Source organism: Bradyrhizobium mercantei, assembly GCF_001982635.1.
Taxonomy (GTDB): Bacteria; Pseudomonadota; Alphaproteobacteria; order Rhizobiales; family Xanthobacteraceae; genus Bradyrhizobium; species Bradyrhizobium mercantei.
The window spans coordinates 69,544-90,052 of record NZ_MKFI01000010.1 but is presented as its reverse complement, the minus strand read 5'-3'; the positions used below and the strand labels follow the sequence as shown (position 1 = coordinate 90,052).

The following is a 20,509-nucleotide window of genomic DNA, read 5'->3' as shown; positions in this document are numbered from 1 at the left end:
AGCCATGGTAACCCCTCACGACGCCGGGCTGGCGGTCCTGGAGTTGAAGGGCATCGGCAAGGAGTTCGGCGCCATCCGTGCGTTGCATGGCGTCGACCTGCGTATCTCCCCCGGCGAGGTTGTCGGCCTGATGGGCGACAACGGCGCCGGCAAGTCGACGCTGGTCAAGATCATCGCCGGCAATTTCCCGCCAAGTCACGGCGAGATCCGCTTTGACGGCAAGCCGGTGCATTTCGCCCGGCCGATCGATGCCCGTGCGGTCGGCATCGAGGTGGTCTACCAGGACCTCGCGCTCGCCGACAATCTCACGGCCGCGGCCAACGTCTTCCTCGGCCGCGAGCTCAAGCGCAAGTTTGGTCCGCTTGCCTTGCTCGATCAAAAGGCGATGGCGGCGCGCGCGCTGGAGCTGTTCGCCGAGCTGCGCTCGGAGACGCGGCCGCACGATCTCGTCAAGCAGATGTCGGGCGGCCAACGCCAGGCCGTCGCGATCGCGCGGACGCGGCTCTCCAACGCCAAGCTCGTGATGATGGACGAGCCGACGGCGGCGATTTCGGTCCGCCAGGTCGAGCAGGTCCTGGGCCTGATCCATCGCCTGAAGGAACAGGGCGTCGCGGTGATGCTGATCTCGCACCGCATGCCCGACGTGTTCGCAGTCTGCGACCGCGTCGTCGTCATGCGCCGCGGCGAGAAGCGGGCCGACAAGGCGATCGGTGACACCAGCCCCGAAGAAGTCACCTCCCTGATCACGGGAGCGAAGGAGGCTGCGTGATGGCCACGCCCCTGGAATCTCCCCTCGTCTTCACCAATGTCGGCAAGGCCAAATGGTGGCGAAGCGGCTTCTTCGCCTCGCAAACGGGCTACGTTCTGCTCGCGCTGGTGGCGCTGTTCGTGGTGATGAACTTCGCCAGCCCCTATTTCCTCACTCAGGGCAACCTACAGAATGTGGCGAAGAATTTTTCCTTCATCGCCATCGCCACGCTCGGCGTGACCTTCGTCATCATCACGGGCGGCATCGATCTCTCGGTGGGCTCGGTGATGTGCTTCTCCGCGATGATCACCTCGATGGTCATGACGTCCATCTCGACGCCGGGCATGCCTGGCGCGGAGTGGTTCGTGCATCTGGCGGACGACGGCAAGACCGTGATCGCCAACATGCCCGGGTTGATCCTGCTCGTCTCGGTGCTGGCAGGGCTCGGCGTCGCGCTGGTGGTCGGCCTCGTCAACGGCTTCTGCATCGCAGTGCTCGGGCTGTCACCCTTCGTCACGACGCTCGGCATGCTCTCGATCGTGCGCGGCCTCGGCTACGTCGTTTCCAACGGCCGCGGCAGCTTTCCGAGCGGCCCGGAAGCCAGTTATTTCTACACCCTGACCTCGGGCGTCGTGTTCGGCATGCCGGCACCGTTCATCTATCTCGTGGTTCTCGCGGCGGTGATGGCGGTGGTGCTGCACCACACCGGTTTCGGCCGCCACGTCTTTGCGCTCGGCGGCAATGAGAAGGCGGCAGCCTTGACTGGCATCCCGGTCGTCCGCGTCAAGATCGAGGTCTACGTGATCTGTGCGCTCGCGGCCGGCCTGCAGGGCATCATCATCTGCGGCTGGCTGGGATCCGCGCCGGCCAACATGGCGACGTCCTACGAGCTCAACGTGATTGCGGCTGCCGTCATCGGCGGCGCCAATCTCGCCGGCGGCGCCGGCGGCCCGCTCGGGGCCATCGTCGGCTGCGTGCTGCTCGAAGTGATCCGCAACGGCCTCGTTCTCGCGCAGGTCAACTCCTACTGGCAGCAGACCCTGGTCGGCGTGATCATCATCGCAGCCGTGCTGGTCGATCGCCTTCGCTCGCGCATGGCCTGACAAGTTCGTCCCGGAGAGATCATGAACGTCCGCCTGTCCGCCTCCGGGAGCCGCTGATTTCAAAGGATAGGCACAAAAGAACAGTGTGGAGGGAAGCAATGAGGAAGGCACTTCTTGCGGCCGCGGTCCTCGCCATGATGGCGACACCCGGCTTTGCCCAGAACTACAAATTCGTGATCGTGCCCAAGGCGATGAACAATCCGTTCTTCGATTTCGCGCGCGACGGCTGCCAGAAGCGCGCCAAGGAGCTCGGCAACATCGAATGCATCTACAAGGGTCCCGTCGAGCACGAGCCGGCGACGCAGGCGCAGATCATCCAGGATTTCATCACCCAGAAGGTGGATGGCCTCGCGATCTCGGTCGCCGATGTCGCGGCGATGACCAAGTCGATCGACGCGGCGACCGCGGCCGGCATTGCCGTCATCACGTTCGACTCGGATGCACCTGGCTCGAAGCGGATCGCCTATATCGGCACCGACAACAAGGAGTTCGGTGTGGCGCTCGGCAAGCAATTGCTGAAGCTGCGGCCCGACGGCGGCAAATACGCGATGATCTCCGGCGGGCCGGGTGCGGAGAACCTGGCCGAGCGCGTCGACGGCGTCCGTGAGGCGCTCAAAGGTTCGAAGTGGACCGAGGTCGGGGGATCACCAACCTTCTGCAACGACGACCCTGCGCTGGGCGTGCAGCAGATGACCGATCTGCGAACCGCCACCCCCGACCTCGCCGCGATCATCCCGGTCGGCGGCTGGCCGATGTTCGCCCCCGAAGGCTTCAAGGCGTTCGCCAGCAAGAGCAAGAAGGACATCGACGCCGGCAAGTTCACGCTCGTCGTCGCCGACACCCTCAAGATGCAGCTCGAGCTTCTGAACGAAGGCTATGCCAACGCGCTGATTGGCCAGCGCCCGTTCGAGATGGGCGAGAAGGCGATGGATACGCTGTTTGCCATCAAGAAGGGCCAGAAGGTGCCGCAGATCATCCACACCGGTCTCGACGTCGTGACAAAGGACAACGTAGCCACGATGTTGAAATAGGCACGCACGCCGCGCGATCTTGCCGAGATCGATTACGGCCGCAGCCGGGGTCCGCCGGGGCGACGGACCAGGGTGCGGCCGAGCACGGTCGCGCAGTGCCGCAGGGCCAGCCTGAGATCATTTTCGACCGTGCGAAGGCTGACCTTGAGGCGGGCGGCCACCTCCTGTGCCGTGACGCCCTCGATCGACATGCCCTGCAGCACCTGGCGCGGCCGCTCCGGAAGCTCGGCCAACGCGCATTTGAAGGCTGCGATCTCGGAACGCGCCTCGACCACCCGCGCAGCGTCGGGCTGGTCGTCGCAGACATCCAGCAGCACATCGACCTCGGACACGCCGACGCGATAGGTCTGGGCCCTCTGCCGATCCTTCGCGACATTGATGGCGATGCGAAAGAGATAGTCGGCCGGGCTACGAACCAGCGCCGTGTCCGTGACCCGATCCAGCCGCAAGAATGTCTCATGCAGCGCCTCGTGGGCGAAGTCGGCGGAGCCAAGGCGGCGCGTCAGCCTCGCAATGAGACCGTCATAGTTCGCCACCAGCTGGTGACGCAGCCTCGCCTCGTTGGTGTCAGCCACGTTCAGGACCCCAAACCATTCCTCAGCGTGTCTCGAGACTTGCCCTTTCCTCCGCGGTGAGCGCCTGCCTTTGCGTCTCCGAAAGCGGACCATTGCCGACCAGCTGAAGAACGCTGTTCTGGTTGTAGCTGCGCCGGTCTTGCATGCGGCGCTTCTGGTCGTCCTTCGCGGGATCCGGCGCCCCGCCATCGCCGCCGCCATAGCCGAGCACCTCGACGATGACGACCGACGGCTGGTCGTTGTTCCTTGGCGGCGGCGGCGCGGCCTGCTGGCTCGCGGCGGTGGTATTCGACGCCGCGGTCAAGGTGCCCACCGGCGGCCCCTGCACCGTAGGAATGCCGGTCGAGGTGCCCTGCACCTGGATGTTGGCAGCGTTGACCACTTGCAGCGCCGCGAGGTTGACATTGCCCGAGACGCGGATGCCGGCTTCGCCCGCATCGATGGTGCCGAGCGGCGCGATCAGGTCGATGTCACCCGGCGGCACCTGCGGGATCGGGTTGAGGGTGGCGATGCCGGCGCCGGCCGATGGCACGGTCGGCGACAGCGAGACATTGCCATAAGGGTCGTAAGTGCGCTTGGGCGGCGTGAAGATCGTCGTCGTCTTCGAACCGCGGCCGGCGTTGATGTCGCCGGTGGCGGACCACGCCAGGATGTTGCCGCCGAATGTCGTCATGATACGGCTCTGGCCGAGCAGCAGGCTGCCGAGCGAATAGACGTCGATGTCGCCTCGCCCCTGCGTGATCAGGCCCGCGCCGGCGCCCGGCGTCACGCCTTCGACGCCGATGATCGTCTGGCCACCCGGATTGAGAATCTGGATGTCGCCGCCGAATTGCGTCTGAATGCCGGCATCGGCCAGATACGTGGTGCCGTCGCTCTTCTTGGCGACACCGCTGAACAGGGTGATCTTGCCCGAATAGTTGACCGGATTGCCTTCCGTACCCTGATCCGGGAACAGCGTGGCGATCGCCTCACGGCCGCGCAGATAGCTGCCATAGCGGCTGCTGGTCTTGTCGTTGTACTCGCGGCCGCCTTCCCTCAACTCCGCGTAGTAGACTTGGCGGACAAACACGCCCTGCTGCTCCATCGGCAGAGTCAGGAAGAAGCTGAGCGCATCGTCCTTCGTGCCTGTGAAAACGTAGAGCTGGCCGTCATGCGAATAGTTCCGGCTTGGTGAGAATCGCTCGCGCAGCCAGTCGTACAATTCGTCGCCGTAGGTCTTTGCCACCTTGCCGCTGCCCGCGAGCGGCCGGCCGTCGCCAGGAAGCTGGTTCGCGGCATTGAAATACAGCGTGGCGAAATCGGCGTAGTCGGGGCCGCTGGCGCCGACACCTGCGATCGTCACGATGCCCGCACCGCCCGTGGTGTTGGATTGATTGACGATATCGCCAACGCTGACCAGCGAGCCGTAGTAGCCCTGGTACAGGTTGCGGCCCGCCTGCAGCTGGAGCAGGCCTGGGCCCGCAACGGTGACGGATTGATAGAAGATATCGCGGCCGGCCTGCATCAGGGAGATGTCGTTCGGCCCGGTGTTCAGGAACACGCTGGGCACCGGACCGGTGCCGACGATATCGCGGCCGGCGATCACCTCGAACGGCTTGGCCGCGATGTACCAGGTGCTGTGGGTGGGAGTGAATCCCGAGGAGAAGCTTCGCGTCTTTGGCAGCACCTGTCCAAGGGTCAGATCGGTGATGTCGACCCCCGCATAGACCAAGGCCGGCTGGCTGTCCCCTGCGTGCAGGTTGGAGACGGGCATGTCCTCGCCGAAAGCGATGGGATTGAGCGGGTTGTCCCGGAAAGCGGCGCTCGCCCAAGCGTTGCTGTCACCAGCCCCACCCGTGCCAGTGCTGAAGACGGCATTGAACGGCGTCGCCAATGTGCTCATGTCCGCACCGGACATCGCCACCACCTGGGCTGTCCCGTAGATCGAGCCGGCCGCCAGCAGTTCGAGTTGGCCGAACGGCGACGGCATCAATTCGATGGTCGTACTACTTCCGCCATATCCGGGCTCTGCAAACCGGATGTCACCATTGGCAGCCGCGACAGTCAGCGTGCCCGGAAAGAAACCGGTGCTGTTGGAGGAGATCCCGGTCAACACGGCCGCATCACCGCCCGCTGCGTAAAGGTTGATCGCGGTCTCCGGCGTCCACAATGTGAAGTTCGATTGCCCGCCGCTCTTGAGCGTCGTGGTGCCGTCCGCGTTGCGGACCGTGTAGGCAATGCCGTGCAGATCGACCAACGCCGCCATGCCGGCATCGCCCGCGCCGCCGAGTACGAGGTCGCCGCGCGTAACGATGCTGACGCTGCCGTCCCCCGGTATGACGAGCGGACCCGGCGTCTTGAGCGAGCGCTTGAAGACGGTGGGATCGACGGCGCGCGGATCGTAGGACACCAGGTAGGAGCCCCAGGTGTTCGGGGCAAGTGCACCGACGGCTCCGGCGCTGACCGTGACGTCGCCGCGCAGATTGGTGATCGAGCCGTAATAGTCCGACACCGTTCCGAAAGGCGTGGTCGGCACCACCGGATTGAGACCGCCGCCGACCTTCACGACAAGATTGCCGCCACCGGTCCCGACCAGCGTGCCATCCGGAAGAACACGGCCGGTCGAGGCGACTGCCAGATCAAGGCCGGTCGAGCCGTTGCCCGTGACGCCGGCATTGCCGCCCGCAATCACGGTCAAATTGCCGCCGCCGAGCGTGCCGATACCCTGGAAGCCGATGAGCTGCTGGGTGGTCGTGTAGGCATAAGTCTTGGCGAGCGAGCCGAAATTGATCCACCACGCGGCCGGATCGGCGGAGGCGCCGCCGCCTTGCAGCCGGAACCAGTTGGCGGTGAGGTTGGAATCGACGAAGCGGATGTTGTTGTCCGCGATCTGAATGTTGCCGGTGACATCCTGTTGCGCGGTGAGCAACAGGTCGCCGCCGTGCTCGGGATACCACGCGTGTGAATTGCCGCCGGTGGTGACACCGACAAGATCGTAGGGATTGCTGCCGTCGGCGGCCAGGATCGGCGCCGATTGCGTGCCTGCCGTATAGACGCCGTAAGGCGTGGCCTCGCTGAAGCTGCCGCCGGCCATCAGGTCGAGGCTGCCGGTACCGGTGCGCAATACGCTGAAGAACGTGGCGTTGCGCGACGCATTGTAGGCCGGATCGCTCAGCGTCAGGTTGCCGCGTCCGTTCAACGCCTGTGTCGTCTGCATCGTGCGTTGGTCGGCCGAGGCGAGGTCCGCGCCCGCCACGACGCGGATCGACGCGGAGAGCGAACCTGGGGCGAGCATCAGCGCGCCCGCCGCGGTGGCGGCTGCCCCCGGGATTGCCGGCGTTGTCACGATCGCGACGGTCGGCATGTTGCCCGGCTCGAATGCAAACCCGGAACTGTTGCTGGCGCTCAGGATCGTGCCGGCCCGGATCGTGTCTCCCGGATTGTAGTAATTGTTGTTGGTATCGACCAGATTGCCCCAGTAATCGTTAATCCACCAATTGTAGAAGGCGTCATTGGGGATGGTCCAATCGTTCACGACATAGACGTCGGTCCGCTGGTTGAACCAGTAAGTGTAGCCGCCGAACGTGCGGCTTCTGAAGTACGGGCTGTGGGTGACGTCGAAGATCGTGAAGGTGGCCGGCAGGCCGGGCGACGACTTGAACCCGTCCGAGATGCTCCCGTTGACGGCCACATTGCCCGCGGCGCGAACCACGAGGGCCATCGGTTCGCCGGCGCCGTAACCCGCGGAGTTCAGATCACGATCCGCGCCCGCGCCGTAGCGATATCCGGCGAGGTCGATATCGCCTGACGTCGACAGGTCGCCGCTCGATGTGATCTGGACGCCCGGCCGCAGATGATAGGCGCTGCCATAGGCCGACAGACCCGCAACGCGTGTCGCCAGCCCCGCATTGCCGAGCGCCGCGTTGATGAAGGACGTGCTGGCGGTGTCGTAACCGTCGAGCGTCGCCTGGGTGACCGTGCTGCCCCCCGGCAGGTTGTAGGTCCAGAACGCGTTGAGCGCGATGCTGTAGGCGCCCTTAATGTTGAGCGGACCTGCCGCATTGATCGCGATGTCGCCCGAGGTTTCGCCGGTGCGCTGCGCGTTCAGTACCACGTCGCCATAGGCTGTGCCGTTCGGCGCGGTGAGATCCATGGTGGCGCCCGATGACAGCGTGAGCATGCCACCGGCCGAGGTCAGCTCGATATGACCGCGGTTCTTGGCCTCGATCGGCTGGCCGTAACTGTCGACCTGCAACACCGTGCCGTGAACGTCGAGCACGGCAGTCGAAGCAAGCGTCAGCCCGTTGCCGGCCGAGAGCCGGATGGTGCCCGGCGCGGCACCGGACGCATCGATGGTGCCGGTGACAGACAGGCTGCCATTGTCGACGGCGATCGTGACGTTGCTGGCGCGCACGCCATCGCCGACGACGAGATTGCCGTTCCTGATATCGAAGCCGCGCGCATCGAAGAAGCCGCCCTGGGTCAAGAGCGCATTGAGTGCCGCGAAATCCGGGCTGGACAGCGTGCCGGTGGTGACGCTGAAGTCGCCATTGGCGTAGCCATTTGTTGCCGCACCATTGAGCGTGCCGTTGAGCGTGACCGGTCCATTCACCGCGGCGATGCTGATCGATCCAGCGCCGGCATTGGTGGCGGACACATCGATCACGGAGCCGGCAAGCTGTGTCAGTCCGCCCTGCGCGCTGTTGAAGAGCGCTGTGCCGCCGAAGCCGTAGACCGTTGCCCGCTGGATCGTGGACGGCTGACCGCTGAGGTCAATGCGGCTTGCGCCACCGAGTACGATATCGCCCGCCGCGTTGACAACCAGCTTGCCGCTCGGCAGCAGGATCGTGCTGCCGATTGCGACGCTGCCGCCGCTCAGGTCGATCTCGGCGCCGGCCACGGTGGAGCTCGCCGTACTTGGCGCAATGCCAGCTGGTGCGACGACATTGAGCGCGCCGCCGGTGTCATAGGCCATGATCGACTTCTGCACGCCGGTCAAAAGCGGCGTCGTCAGCGTCAGATTGCCGCCGGTGCCGCTCTGGCTGAATACTGCGGCGGGATCCGAACTCGGTGACTGATAGACGAACAGCTTGCTGTTGCCCGCCGAGACAATCCGCGAGCTTCCCGTGATGTTGACGTTGCTGAAGCCGTAGATCACACGGCTCGCGGTCGATGTGTCGAGCGAGGCGAAGCGGCCGAAATCGATCTCGTCGGCAACGAGGTTGAGCGTGCCGGCTCCGGTGCCCGGCCCACCAGCGGCGATGGCCGGTGGCGTCGCGCCGCTGATACCGTTCCAGGTGATCTTGTTGGCCGCAATCGTCGAATTGTCGCCGGCCGCGCCGTAGCCATAGATCGCCGAGGTGTTCAGCACCAGGTTGACGCCGCTGCCGGTGGCGTCGAGGCCGGCACCGCCGAACAGGTTGATCGAATTGGCCGCAGCCAGCGTGATGGTCTTCAAAGCCGGTGCGTTGTGAAGGGGATCACCATTGACCAGCGTATTGAACAGCGCCTGATCGAACAGCAAGCCGGTGGGCGCCCCGGTCGCGGCGATGGCAGCGGCGTCGCCGATATTGATGGTGCCGACTGCAAGCGCGATGTTGCTCGAACCGAAATGAGCCGACGGATCGATTGTGGAAGCGCCGTTGGTGACGAACGCCAGCGTTCCTTCGGAATACAGCGATGCATTGGCGCCGATCGTAATCGAGCCGCCGCCGATGTTGGAGGGCAGGAAGTTGACGTCTCCGTTGGACAGCGCCAGCACCGTGGACTGGCTGGCCGCATAACTCATGCCGGTAGACACCGAATCGAACGGGATTGCGCCTTGTCCGATGGTGCTGAGCGTGACGTTGTTGCCGACGGTGATGTTGCTGCCGATCAGGAACATCTCGCCGGCGGAGAGAGCAACGCCATCCCGTATGAAGAGGTCGGTTCCGGTTGGATTGAGGGTCAATGTGCCGTTCGAAATCCCGACGGTTCCATTGACCAGCAGACGCGGCGCCCTGAGCGCGTCGATGTCTGCGGCGCGAACCGAGACACCGGTGAACCCGGCTGTCGGTACGTCGGCATAGATCTCGCCGACCCCGATCAGCGCCGCCTGACCGGCGGCCCCTCCTTGCGCGCCCTGAAACAATGCGGTCCCGTTGAAGGTCAGCGCCGCACCGATTGTTGCGGGGTCCTGCGTCTCGAACAATAGTTCCAGCGTCTTTCCGTCGCTCGGCAGCAACGGACGCACACCGCCGAACTGGGTCACACTGGCAATCAGGAAGTCGCTGTAACCCTGCTCGTTGAATTGCGAGTATTTGCGAACGGCGGCACCTGCGGTGATCAGCGCCGTCACCGGCAGGCTCCCCTTGATCGTGGTGTTGGCTATGCCGGTCGCGACCGAAGCGGCGTAGGTGCCGTTGCCGATCATGATCGGGCTGCCAACCGGCGTCGTGGTGCTGCCCCCGAGCTCAACGCGGTATGCGCCAGGCAACAGCGCGTAGTTGGACGGCAGCAAAGTGTAGGTCCCCGGCGGCAATCCCGGAACCCCGGACGGCACCGTGATCTGCTGACCAATCGCAGGATCGCCTGCGCCGTTCTCGGGCGCGATCGGTGCATAGCTGGAGCGATAGCCGGGGAGGATGGCATAGACCTTGTCGGTCGCCTTGCTGACCGGGGTCGCGGGGTTGGCGTTGACGAGCGGCGTGTTGATGACATTGACCGAGCCGCCGCGTCCGGAGACGAAGCCCGCGCCGGTGAGCGTGCCGCCTCCCGACATATCCAGGATCGCGCCGCTCGCGACGTTGATCGACTGCCCGTCGAGTGTGATTCCGAATTGCGATCCGGTGTTGCCGAAATTGGTCAGGCTGATCGGACGTATGGCGGCGCCGTTGTAGCTGTAGGTCACGCCGTCGACCGTGCCGCCATAGGGCAGCGTCAGCCCGGCCATGGAGACCGAGGTCACGCTGCCAGATAGCAGATCGACGTGCGGCGTGAAGACCGGCCAGCTCAGGCCGAAGGTCAAGAGACCGAACGGCGCGCGGACGACGCCGCCCTGCTCGATCACCGGCGCCTGGAACGCGAGGCTGCCGAAAACGGAGTATGGCACATCCGGAATGGTATCGGTGGTGCGCCCGATGGTGAGCGTCGTCGTCGGATCGGAATTGCCGCTGCCAGCGATGACGGTCGCAACCGTGTTGGTTGCGGGATAGATCTGTGCGGCAAGAAGTTCGAGATTGCCGCTGGTGGACAACTGGGTGGTGATCACCCCGGGCATCGACAGGAAGCGGATGTCGCCCTGGCTGACGAACTTGGTCGTAAGGAATCCCGGCGCAAACATGCCGTTCGGCGAGCGCGCCGAGAATCCGATGAGGCCCTGGATGTCGATCTGGGTTGCATCGGCCTCGAACGTCGCCGTGGTCGGCAAGGCCGCACCGCTGGGATTACGGATGCTGCCGCTCGCTGTCCCGTCAGGGACAACGGCCGTTGCTTCACGAAACAGGATGTAGGGGGCCGACACCATCACGCTGCCGGTCGCGGCCGGCATTGATGAATCGACTGGCCCGGACACCGGCGCGCCCGATACGAAGGCCGCCGCCGTCAGCGTCAGGCTGCGGCCTAGCGCCAGCGAGACATTGCCGGAGAACCGCATGTAGTCGCCGGATGTCAGCGTCAGGCTGTCGAACCCGCCGCCCTTGACCATGTCGGCGCTCACGGTGGCCTGGCCAAACGCCAGATGCGACGCTGCCATGCCCGGGGTGAGATCCGCCGGCAGCAGGGAATCCGGGCGCGACTGCACCACGGTCATCAGGCTCGGAACGATGGCGTTGGCGGGTGCCACGCCGTTGGGGAAGGAGTTGTTGTCGAAGTTCGGCGTGGTGAGCGCGATCGACAGGTTGCCGCCGGCAGCGCTGCCACCACCGGAGAAGGCGTGGACATCGCCCTCGAGATAGAGCCCGCTCTGCGATGCCAGCGCGATGGAGCCGCCATTCGTCGTGGTCATCTGCGGCCGGCTTGACGACGCCGCGCCCCCTGCCGCGAGATCGATCGCAACCTGGGTGCCATCGGCATTGAGTTCGGCACCCGGGCGCAGGATCACGAAGGCGCCGCCGCCGTTGACGGTGATGGAGCCGCCATCGCTCGCCCGCCCGAACAGATGTCCGGTCGTATCGGTCGCCTGATAGGCGAGGCCCGAGACATCAAGCTTGGCAGCAGCATCGATCCAGATCGAAACACCGCGGCCATTGCCCTTCAGGTCGAAATTGCGGGCCACCTCGGCCGTCGAACTGTAGGCATCATTGACCAGATTGATGCTGCCGCCATGTGCGGTGAGACTGCCGAACACGCTGATCTGGCCGAAGGCATCGAGCGTGATGCTCTGGCCCGGATCGACGCTGACCGAGGCGCCGTCGCCAACCACGATAGCACCGCCGTTCACGAGGGGACCAGTTCCCGATTTGATCAGCGAGCGCAGCGTGACGCTGACGCCGCCCCGCTGGCTCACCGTGGCCTTGAACCGATCCTCGGTGAACAGCGGCGGCGTCCACAGCGTCAACGCCGACGATGGATCGCTGCCGGAAGGTGCCGCGTAGCTGTTCGCCGTGAACCGGTAGACCGGCATCGCGGCCGCAACCACCGTGTTGTTGGCCACCACAACACCCAGCCCGCCATTGATGTCGTAGTTCGAGAAGCCGGCCGTGAAGAACGAGGATTGCAGCGCCGGCGCAGGCTCGATCGCCACAGTCTGCGGCAACGCCGTGCCGACCGGAATCGTGCTGCCGATCGGGTAGGTCATCGGCGTGGACTGAATCGTTCCGGCTGCGTAAGTGACCTGGTAGGGTCTGACCGGAAGACCGTTCGGGAAGACGTTTGAGGGAACGATGCTCCCGGCGGGGATGACCGCATTTCCCGCCCAGCTCGTGATGTTCGAGCCGGCAGGCACAACCGACGACCCACAGGGCCATCCGCCGTAGCAACCGCCGTCCGTCCAGACCGTCAGCCCGGTCGGAACCGACCAATCGGCGCCGGTCGGGCCGCTTGGCAGAGTGTCGCTGAGCGGCACGTCGGCAAGCAGCGGCGTGTCGAAGGTTATTTTCGTGAGGGTGAGCGTCAGCGCAGCCGGCAGCGGTTGGCCCGCCGGAATGGTCAACGCCTGCTTCAGCTTCACCGCAGCCGGCGCTGGCATGCCGGCCGGCAAGATGCCCCCCGCGAGTTCGGCGTTGTCACCGATCAGGATGTTGCCGGGCGTCGAGATCGTCAGCGTGCCGCCGCCTGTGACGCCCCAGGCACGGATCGCGCCGTCAAGAACCAGATTTCCATCGCCCGGCGTTCCGCCATTCTGCTGGGTATGGCCCGCCATGATGGTGACGTTGCCGCCCTTGCCGCCCTGCGTCTTGCCGTTGACAAGAACGGCTCCGCCGGAGGACACGTCGATGACGCTGCCGGCGGAGAGCGTGACGTCTTGTATGGAATTGAAGGTGACGTTGCCGCCATCGAGGAAGCCAAGGCCCGACAGGCTGTTCGGGTCGGCCTGTGCATTGACCCACACGCCGCGCGCATCGATCACGGCGCCGGGCTCCAGCGTCAGCGCTGCGCCGCCGGTCGCGTTCGTCAGTGCAACCGTGCCGGTCGCAGCATTGAGAATATTGCTGACCGTGACGCTGCCGGAGCGCGCGGTGATGTCGGCCGCGATATCGACGGTCGGTGCCGTCAGCTTGACCTGCGCGCCCGGGGTAAATTGCAGCGGCGCATTGACGGCGATTTTGTTCGCGGTGTTGATGTTGACGCCGCCGAGGCCGAAGCTGTTGAGCGCCGGCGCATCGAAATAGGCCGTGTTGAGCCGACTGGCCGGCAGCGCCGAGGTCGGGTCGAGGTTGCCTGCAACCGGTGCAAAATTGCCGAACGACACATCGGTGTTGTACGCGTTGGCGAGGCCATAGCTATTGTACTGCCCGAGCGCCAGCGTGCCGGCGAGCGGCACGATGTTCTGCGTCAGCTTGTAGCCGTCGGTGACAACGGCTGGACGCTTGGCGAGCTGCTGTTCGCCGTTGATCACATTGGCGAGGATCGTGCCCTCGAACACCGAGGTCGGGGTCGCGAGAATGAGGCTGCCGGCGTCGCGGCCGACGGTGTAGCCGTCCTCCCAGCGCGTGCTGCCCTTGCCGAACGGGCTGAGATAGACCTCGGTAACCTTCCAATGCGCGTGGTTGACCACGAAGCCGTTTGCCAGCGCGACATAGGTCAGGTTGGCCGGGGCGCTGTCTGCATTGTAGATGCGGCCGTCGCTGCCGAGCAGCAGCGTCTGCTGCACATAGCCGCCTTGATATTGTACCGCGCCGCCGGAGATATTGAAGATCGAGCCCTGCTGCGCCACCACCTCCGGCGCCGCCAGCGTGATGGTGCCGCCGACCGCGGTCCACTCGCCGATCCTGTGGCCGGTGTTGTTCAGATAGCCGGAGACCTCGAGCAGGCCGCCCGCGGTGTAATAGCGGTCGGTCGCATAGCCGCCGGTGCCGGCCGGCACCAAAGTGAGATCGCGGGCATCGATCCACATGTTGCTGTTGAGCAGCGTGCCGCTGTCGCGGTTCTGCGGGCTGTCGCGCAGCTCGTTGCCCTGGACGTTGACCTTGATCGAATTGGCGGACACCGGCAGCACGGTGCCGACGGTGCCGGAGACGTCGATGACCGAGCCGCTTTCGGCGAGCACGCGCTTGCCAGCGGAAGCCGTCACCTGGCCGCCCTGCGCCATGGTCAGCGAGCCGTTCCTGAAGTCGATGGTGCCACCGGTGACGATCTCGACCCGCGACTGGTCGGGACGATCGGACAGCCTCGAGAGATTGTCGAACTGGCCGATGGCCAGCTGATTAGGACCTGCCGATGCGATCAGCGCGTCGCGCTGCGAATTGAACGCGGTCGCGCTCGGATCGATGCCCGAAACCAGCGCTGCCGCGGCATCGGTCTCTGGCAGGATCAGGCTGATGCCGTTGTTGGTCAGCGTGACGCTGCCGGTGGCATCGGACGCCGAGTTGAGCAGATGGATGGTGCCGCGCTGATTGACCGAGGTGGTGGAGACGAGGATGCCATCCTGGGTGACGGCATGGCCGGCCAGCGTGATGTCGCCTTGCTGGGCCAGCACCAGGCCCGTGTTGGTGACCGTGCCGCTGGTGCTGCCGCCGCGCAGCACCGGTGCGATCTCGTTGCCGCGCGTGGTCGAGTTCTGATTGGCGTTGGTGCCGTAACCGGCGCGCAGGATGAAATCGTCGCCGGCCGCGAACTGGGTCTGCCCCTTCGGCGTGGTGATGGCGCCGGCGTTGTCGACCTCGGTGCCCATCAGCAGCACAAAGCCGCCGCCTGAGGTGACCGAGGACGGCGCATTCGTGGTGATCAGCGCGCCGTTCTCGACCACGATCTTGCCGCCGGCGCCGGTGAAGCTCGGCAAATAGGCATTGCCGCTCTGGGCCGCATAGATGCCATTGGCGAGGAACTGGCTGTCGGCGATGTTGGCGCTCGATGCGATCAGCGAGCCGACATTGATCTGGCTCGCGCCGCCGAAGATGATGCCGTTCTGGTTGATCACCAGCACCTGGCCGGGCGCGGTGATACGTCCGAGGATCTGGCTCGGTCCGGTATTGCCGACGACGCGATTGAGCGCGGTCCAGGTGCCGGCCTGCTGGTTGAAGTTCAGCGTGGTCTGGCTGCCGACGTTGAAGCTCTGCCAGTTCAGGATCGCCTGTGGCGCGGTTTGATTGACGGTGACCGTGGTCTGGCCGCTGCTTGCGGTCTGGCTCGGCAGCGCCGCGCCTTGCCAAAGGGGCGAGCCGGGCGTGGCACCCGGTGCAACCTGGAGCCCGCCCGGCGCGAGGCCGTTCGGCACCGCCACTTGCGGCAGCGTGCTCGATCGCTGCGAGGCGGCGGCTGCGTTGCGTGCGGCGGACTGCGCGGCCTGTAGCGCCTGGATGGCCTGGGTCGCCCGCGTCAGCGCGCCTTGGCTTTGCCTGGCGACGTCGGTGGCCTGCTGTGCCGCGGCGGCCGCCGCGTCGCTCGCGATCGTCGGCGCCGACATCGTCGTCGCGGAGCTGCCGAACGGCCGCGCGGATGCCTCGACTCCCGTCAGCAGCAGGGCCACCGTGCTTGTTCCGGCGAGCAGCGCGGAGCGGGATACCAATCCGATCCGCTGCCGCGAAGCAAGCGATGCACGGGAGATCACACGAGCGACGAACATTCGGAATCCTGACTAAGCCGACTTGCGATCACCGTGATGACCGCTGGCTCACTGTCGTGACACCCGCCGACATCGAAACCCTCAAGGGAATTTTATGAATGTTTTGTGTCACCGCGCCGGAGCGTCATCGTTCGAGCGAAGCATTGCCGCGAACAAAAAGCCCTAGGAGAGCAGGACGAGCCCGCCGGGCAGCGTGCGGGCATGAATGCCGAATGCGCGCTCAATCTGAACCAAGGCCTCGTCGGGACGATCGATCCTGAAACGACCATTGACGGGACTGCGCCCGAACTCCGCATTCAGCAGCACGATGCGGCCAAACCGGTATCTGTTCAGTTCCTGAATCAAATCCGCCAGAGGCATCATGTTGCAGATGATCAGGCCCTGCTGCCAGGCGGCGGCAATCGACGGGTCGATCGCGACGACATCGCCAAATCCGCTGTCGCCATAGCTCACGCGCTGCCTGGATTTGAGGACAAGCCGTTGCGTCCGATGCTCCACATGCGCCTCGTTCGCAAGGCACGTGACCCAGACGCTCGCCCCGTCGACGCGCACATCGAACTGCGCCTCGGTCGAAGTGGTTCTTCCGCCCGCCGCTATCACGCTGAACGTCTCCGCTCGCCGATCAGCAACCTTGAAGGAGGCTTCGCCGGCAATCAGTTCGACCGTGCCGGGGGCACCTCCCGATCCCAGCGAGATGCTGGTGCGGGTATTCATCTGGACCGCGACGCCGTCGACCACAGCGACCTCACGCTGCTCGCCGACGCCGGTGCGGAAGTCGGCGCGCAATTCGAGCAGCGACGGCCACAGATCGAGCGGAGGGCGCACCACCATGATCCCGGCTGCGGCGGCCGCCAGCGCGCCGCCCACGACTGCGCGGCGACTCATGAGCGTCCTGGCGCGCGAGCGGCGGCTTGTTGCCCTCTCGTCCTCGAGCAGGCTCTGACCGGCGGGGCCGAATGCCTTCCAGAATCGGCTGGCTTCGGAAAAAGCGGCCGCATGGGCTGGGCTCTGGCTGCACCACCGCTGCAACGCCGCTGCGTCAGAAGCCCTCGCCTCACCGGACGTGAGCCGCCGAATCCAGGCGTGGGCCTCGCGCTCCAGCACGGAAAGCTCGTCGTGATGGTGGTTGCTATCAATCATCAACGTTGCATGTTGCCGGTCATGATGCGGACTGCGGTCGCAACCCTCTGCGGCCAAACCATCGGCCCTCCCGTGACATAGACACTTCCTGGCGATGCGAACCGCACAATTTTCTACTCCGGACGCCGGATTTTCTTGAAACGGACGACGCAATGTTCCTGCGCCCTCCTCAGTTCCTTTTCGACCAGGCTCACGGAGATTCCAAAGCGCTGGGCAATCTCCTGCCTGGACAGGCCTTCCAGCCGGGCGGCCAACAGGATGGCCCGCGGGCGCGGCGGCAGTTCGGCCATCACCTGCTTCAGTCTTTCGAGATCGGCACGGCCGGAAATCACGCGCACCGCATCAGGCGCATCGTCGGCAAGATTGAGCAGCGCCTCGACCTCCCCGGCATCGAGGCGCCGGTTGTCGGCACGCCGCTGATTCAGCGCGATATGGAAGGCAGACCGCAGCAGGTAGGCGGCCGGATTGCGAACGTCGCCGACGATCTCCCTTCCGTTCAGACGCAGATAGGTGTCCTGCAGAGCGTCTTCCGCCCACTCCATCGAGCCCAGCCGACGTGCCAGGCGCGACTTCAGGTCCTGATACCGCTCGATCAACAGGGCTCGCAGCGTTCGCGAACTCTCGCTGTCCGCGGCCGGCTCTCGATCCGAGGAGCCGGACCTCTCGTCCTCACTCATCTTATCGGCCGCCTTCACCCGGCGGACAGTCGACGGTGCCGCCGGACGCTTGGGGCAGGACAACCATGGTGAACGGTTGCGTCATCTGCGCGGGAGGAGCTTCGCCCGCGGATACGCGACGTGCCGCCTCCGCAATCGCCGTATCCCGTTGCGGATCGCCGGTCGTCCCCAAAAGCTTCACCCTCGTCACGCTGCCGGAAGGCCCGATCCAAAAGCTGATTGCGGCCCGGTACGTACCGGGCCTCGTCGCCCGCTCGGCGCACAAGGCATTGTTCAGCCGCTCCTGTAGCAGCGCGGAATATCGCCGTTCAATAGCGCTCTGTTGTGACAAGGCCGCCTGCGCGATCGCCGATGGCGATCGCGTCACAAAAGCTTCATCCGGCGCTGGAACGACGACGACGGCATCGGATGCCGTGTAGTCCGCGACCAATCCACTGCCCTTCAGCAGAAGCAGAATGGCTTGCTGCGGATCGAGCTGCCCTCTCACCGGATTCGAGACCCGCCCGACCGCGAGATTGCCGTTATAGGCGATGACGACGCCGGTCGTCTTGCAATAGGCGTCAAGCGCCGATGCGAGCGGCTGCGAGGGAATGTCGAACCAGGCCTGGCTCGCCGGCTGCGCGGTTTGTGCCGATACCGCACAAGCCCAGAACATGCCCAGGGAGAAAAGGCCGCCGAACCAGAAACGCCACCGACACGGCATGAGATCCAGACATCATTATCTCAAATGAAACTCCGACTATCCCATAGCGTCCGCACGCGACCTGAGCCACTCCCCTTCGCCTCGGCAGCAGCCTAGCGTCCCGAACGCCGCGAGCAGCAATTAGCTCATTGATATTATTTTGATTTATATCCTCTTGGCGGATCGGACGCCCTTCCTGGGCTGAGCGTCACGGCAGAAATATACTGCGCTGGTCAATTGCCAAATCTCACCTGTCCACCTCGAGAGACCCGCCCCAATGAGGGGTCAGTTTGGGAGCCGAATGACGCGGGTTGGACTCACCATGCTCGGGAACGCCGTCCGCCGAGACGTCGCGGCAACGTATAGTCAAGCCGGTCGGCACAATGGTGCAGTGCCAGCTTTAGGTCGCTCTCAACCGTTCGAACACTTATGTCGAGCTGAGCGGCAACCTGCTGCGACGTCCGCCCCTCAACCGAGATATGGTAGAGAACCTCGCGAGTGCGCGCCGGCAACTCCGTCAGCGCACGTTTGACGGCTGCAATTTCGGAGCGCGCTTCGACGATTCGGGCGGGATCGGCCATATCGTCCCTGATGTCCAGCAACTCATCGACGTCCGATGTACCGGCGCGACGACTTTGCGCCCTCCAACCATCCTTCGCGACATTGAGTGCGATCCGAAAGATATAGTCGACGGGGTTCCGTATCGTGTCGGCATCGCTGACCCGATCCAGCCGCAGGAAAGTCTCGTGCAGCGCATCATAGGCAATGTCAGTCGATCCCAGACTCCGTGTCAAACTACCAACGAGACGTTCATAGTTTTCGACCAGTTCGCGGCTCAGCCGCGCTCGGTTGTCACCAATCACCCTTTTCCCCATTGAGCACGGGGAAGCAGGTCAGCTTGCCCCAAGGGTTAGTCTCTCCTGCAGCATCCGACCGCAGTGCTCCGGCGGCTTCACCGCGAAAGGAGCCTGCGCTTTTCCTCTTCGGTAAGCCCCATCGCGTCAGCCCCAGTGAGCGGGCCGTAGCCAACCACCCTGACGGCATCGTTCGGGTTGTAGCTCTGCTTGTCCGCCGGAGGCTCCCGCCGCCTGTCGTTCGATGACGGATCGCCCTCACCGGAGCCACCGCCATAACCGAGCACCTCGACGATGATCACCGAAGGCTGGTTGTTGTTCGATGGCGGCGGCGCGGCGGCCTGCTGCGAGGCCGCCGTCGTATTCGATGCCGCGGTCAGCGCGCCGACCGGCGGTCCTTGCACCGTCGGAATGCCGCTCGATGTGCCCTGAACCTGAATGTTCGCGGCATTGACGACTTGCAGCGCCGCGAGGTTGACGTTGCCCGAGACGCGGATGCCGGCCTCGCCCGCATCGATGGTGCCGAGCGGCGCGATCAGGTCGACGTTGCCGGGCGGCACCTCGGGGATCGGATTGAGCGTTGCGATACCCGCGCCCGTGGTGGGGACGCTGGGCGACAACGTCACCTGTCCATAGCTGTCATAGATGCGCTTCGGCGGCGTATAGACCTGTGTCGTCTTGGAGCCGCGGCCGGCGTTGATGTCGCCCTCCGCCGACCACGCGACGATGTTGCCGCCGAAGGTCGTCATGATGCGCGACAGCCCGAGCAACAGGCTGCCCTTCGAATAGGTCTCGATATCGCCCTCGCCTTGGGTGATCAGGCCCGCCGAGGCGGGCGGCACGACGCCCTCGACGCCGAGCAGGATTCGGCCGCCGGGTGCAAGCAACTGAATGCCGCCGCCGGCGATGGTCCGGACGCCGGCGCCGCCGAACATCGTGATATCGCCCTGATACGCGATCGGCGTACCGGAGGCATCACGATCCGGGAACAATGCGGCGATCGCCTGCCGGCCGCGCAGATACGAGCCTGCGCGCGGACCGTTGGTGTCGTTGTATTCGCGGCCGCTGTCGCGCAGCTCGTCATAGTAGACCTGCCGCAGGAACACCGCTTGCTGCTCCGGTGGCAACGATGCGAACCGCTCGCGCGCCTCCGCATCCGATCCCTTGAAGCCGTCGCGCTGCGAGAGCCAGTCGGCCAGCTCCTTCTCGTAGGTCTTCACCACCTTGCCGGGTTGGTCGGCGAGCGGCACCTTTGCCGCCGCCAGATTGGCCGGATCGAGGTAGCGCAGCAGCGCGCTGTAATCTGCCGCGTCCGCACCGGCCATCATCAGCACCGAGGCACCCGAGCGGAGATCACCCGAGACCACCGAGCCGAGGCTCGTCACCGCAGCCTGGTCTGCCTGGTAGATGTTGCGCCCCGCCGTCATCATCAGCGTGCCAGGACCTGCGATCTGCTGGTTGGCGTAGACGATGTCGCGCCCGGCCGAGATCATCGAGATATCGTTGTCGCCGGTGTGG

General features: G+C 65.0%; 10 protein-coding genes. 3 read left to right on the top strand and 7 right to left on the bottom strand.

Annotation, left to right across the window (positions count from 1 at the left end; genetic code table 11):
* Positions 1-4 precede the first annotated feature (4 nt).
* The 3 genes from BI327_RS36390 to BI327_RS36380 all read left to right on the top strand — a co-directional run bounded on the left by BI327_RS36390 (position 5) and on the right by BI327_RS36380 (position 2,882).
* Positions 5-769, top strand: a complete 765-nt coding sequence (locus BI327_RS36390; RefSeq protein WP_076866193.1) for an ATP-binding cassette domain-containing protein — start codon at positions 5-7, stop codon at positions 767-769.
* The gene (locus BI327_RS36385; protein ID WP_076866192.1) at positions 769-1,851 is read left to right on the top strand and encodes an ABC transporter permease; all 1,083 of its coding nucleotides are present in this window, start codon (positions 769-771) and stop codon (positions 1,849-1,851) included. Before BI327_RS36390 ends, BI327_RS36385 begins: the two co-directional genes overlap by 1 nt.
* 98 nt (positions 1,852-1,949) lie before the next feature.
* A complete protein-coding gene (locus BI327_RS36380; RefSeq protein ID WP_076866191.1) occupies positions 1,950-2,882 on the top strand; it encodes a sugar-binding protein in 933 nt (310 codons plus the stop codon).
* A gap of 32 nt (positions 2,883-2,914) precedes the next feature.
* Here BI327_RS36380 and BI327_RS36375 read toward each other — a convergent pair whose 3' ends face one another.
* The 7 genes from BI327_RS36375 to BI327_RS36345 all read right to left on the bottom strand — a co-directional run bounded on the left by BI327_RS36375 (position 2,915) and on the right by BI327_RS36345 (position 20,484).
* Positions 2,915-3,457, bottom strand: a complete 543-nt coding sequence (locus BI327_RS36375) for an RNA polymerase sigma factor (protein WP_076866190.1) — start codon at positions 3,455-3,457, stop codon at positions 2,915-2,917.
* Between the two features lie 22 nt (positions 3,458-3,479).
* Complete coding sequence (locus BI327_RS36370; RefSeq protein WP_076866189.1) at positions 3,480-15,638, bottom strand: filamentous hemagglutinin family protein; 12,159 nt, start codon at positions 15,636-15,638, stop codon at positions 3,480-3,482.
* A gap of 162 nt (positions 15,639-15,800) precedes the next feature.
* Positions 15,801-16,778, bottom strand: a complete 978-nt coding sequence (locus BI327_RS36365; RefSeq protein WP_076866188.1) for a FecR family protein — start codon at positions 16,776-16,778, stop codon at positions 15,801-15,803.
* 113 nt (positions 16,779-16,891) lie between these two features.
* Positions 16,892-17,455 (bottom strand): RNA polymerase sigma factor, encoded by a 564-nt coding sequence (locus BI327_RS36360; protein ID WP_083742369.1) that lies wholly within the window; start codon positions 17,453-17,455, stop codon positions 16,892-16,894.
* A 1-nt stretch (position 17,456) separates the two neighbouring features.
* Positions 17,457-18,110 carry a TonB family protein gene (locus tag BI327_RS36355; RefSeq protein WP_076866187.1) on the bottom strand — a complete coding sequence of 218 codons (654 nt, stop codon included), beginning with the start codon at positions 18,108-18,110 and terminating at the stop codon, positions 17,457-17,459.
* A gap of 344 nt (positions 18,111-18,454) precedes the next feature.
* Positions 18,455-19,000, bottom strand: a complete 546-nt coding sequence (locus BI327_RS36350) for an RNA polymerase sigma factor (RefSeq protein WP_089025700.1) — start codon at positions 18,998-19,000, stop codon at positions 18,455-18,457.
* A gap of 89 nt (positions 19,001-19,089) precedes the next feature.
* Positions 19,090-20,484 carry a filamentous haemagglutinin family protein gene (locus BI327_RS36345; RefSeq protein ID WP_076866185.1) on the bottom strand — a complete coding sequence of 465 codons (1,395 nt, stop codon included), beginning with the start codon at positions 20,482-20,484 and terminating at the stop codon, positions 19,090-19,092.
* Positions 20,485-20,509 lie beyond the last annotated feature (25 nt).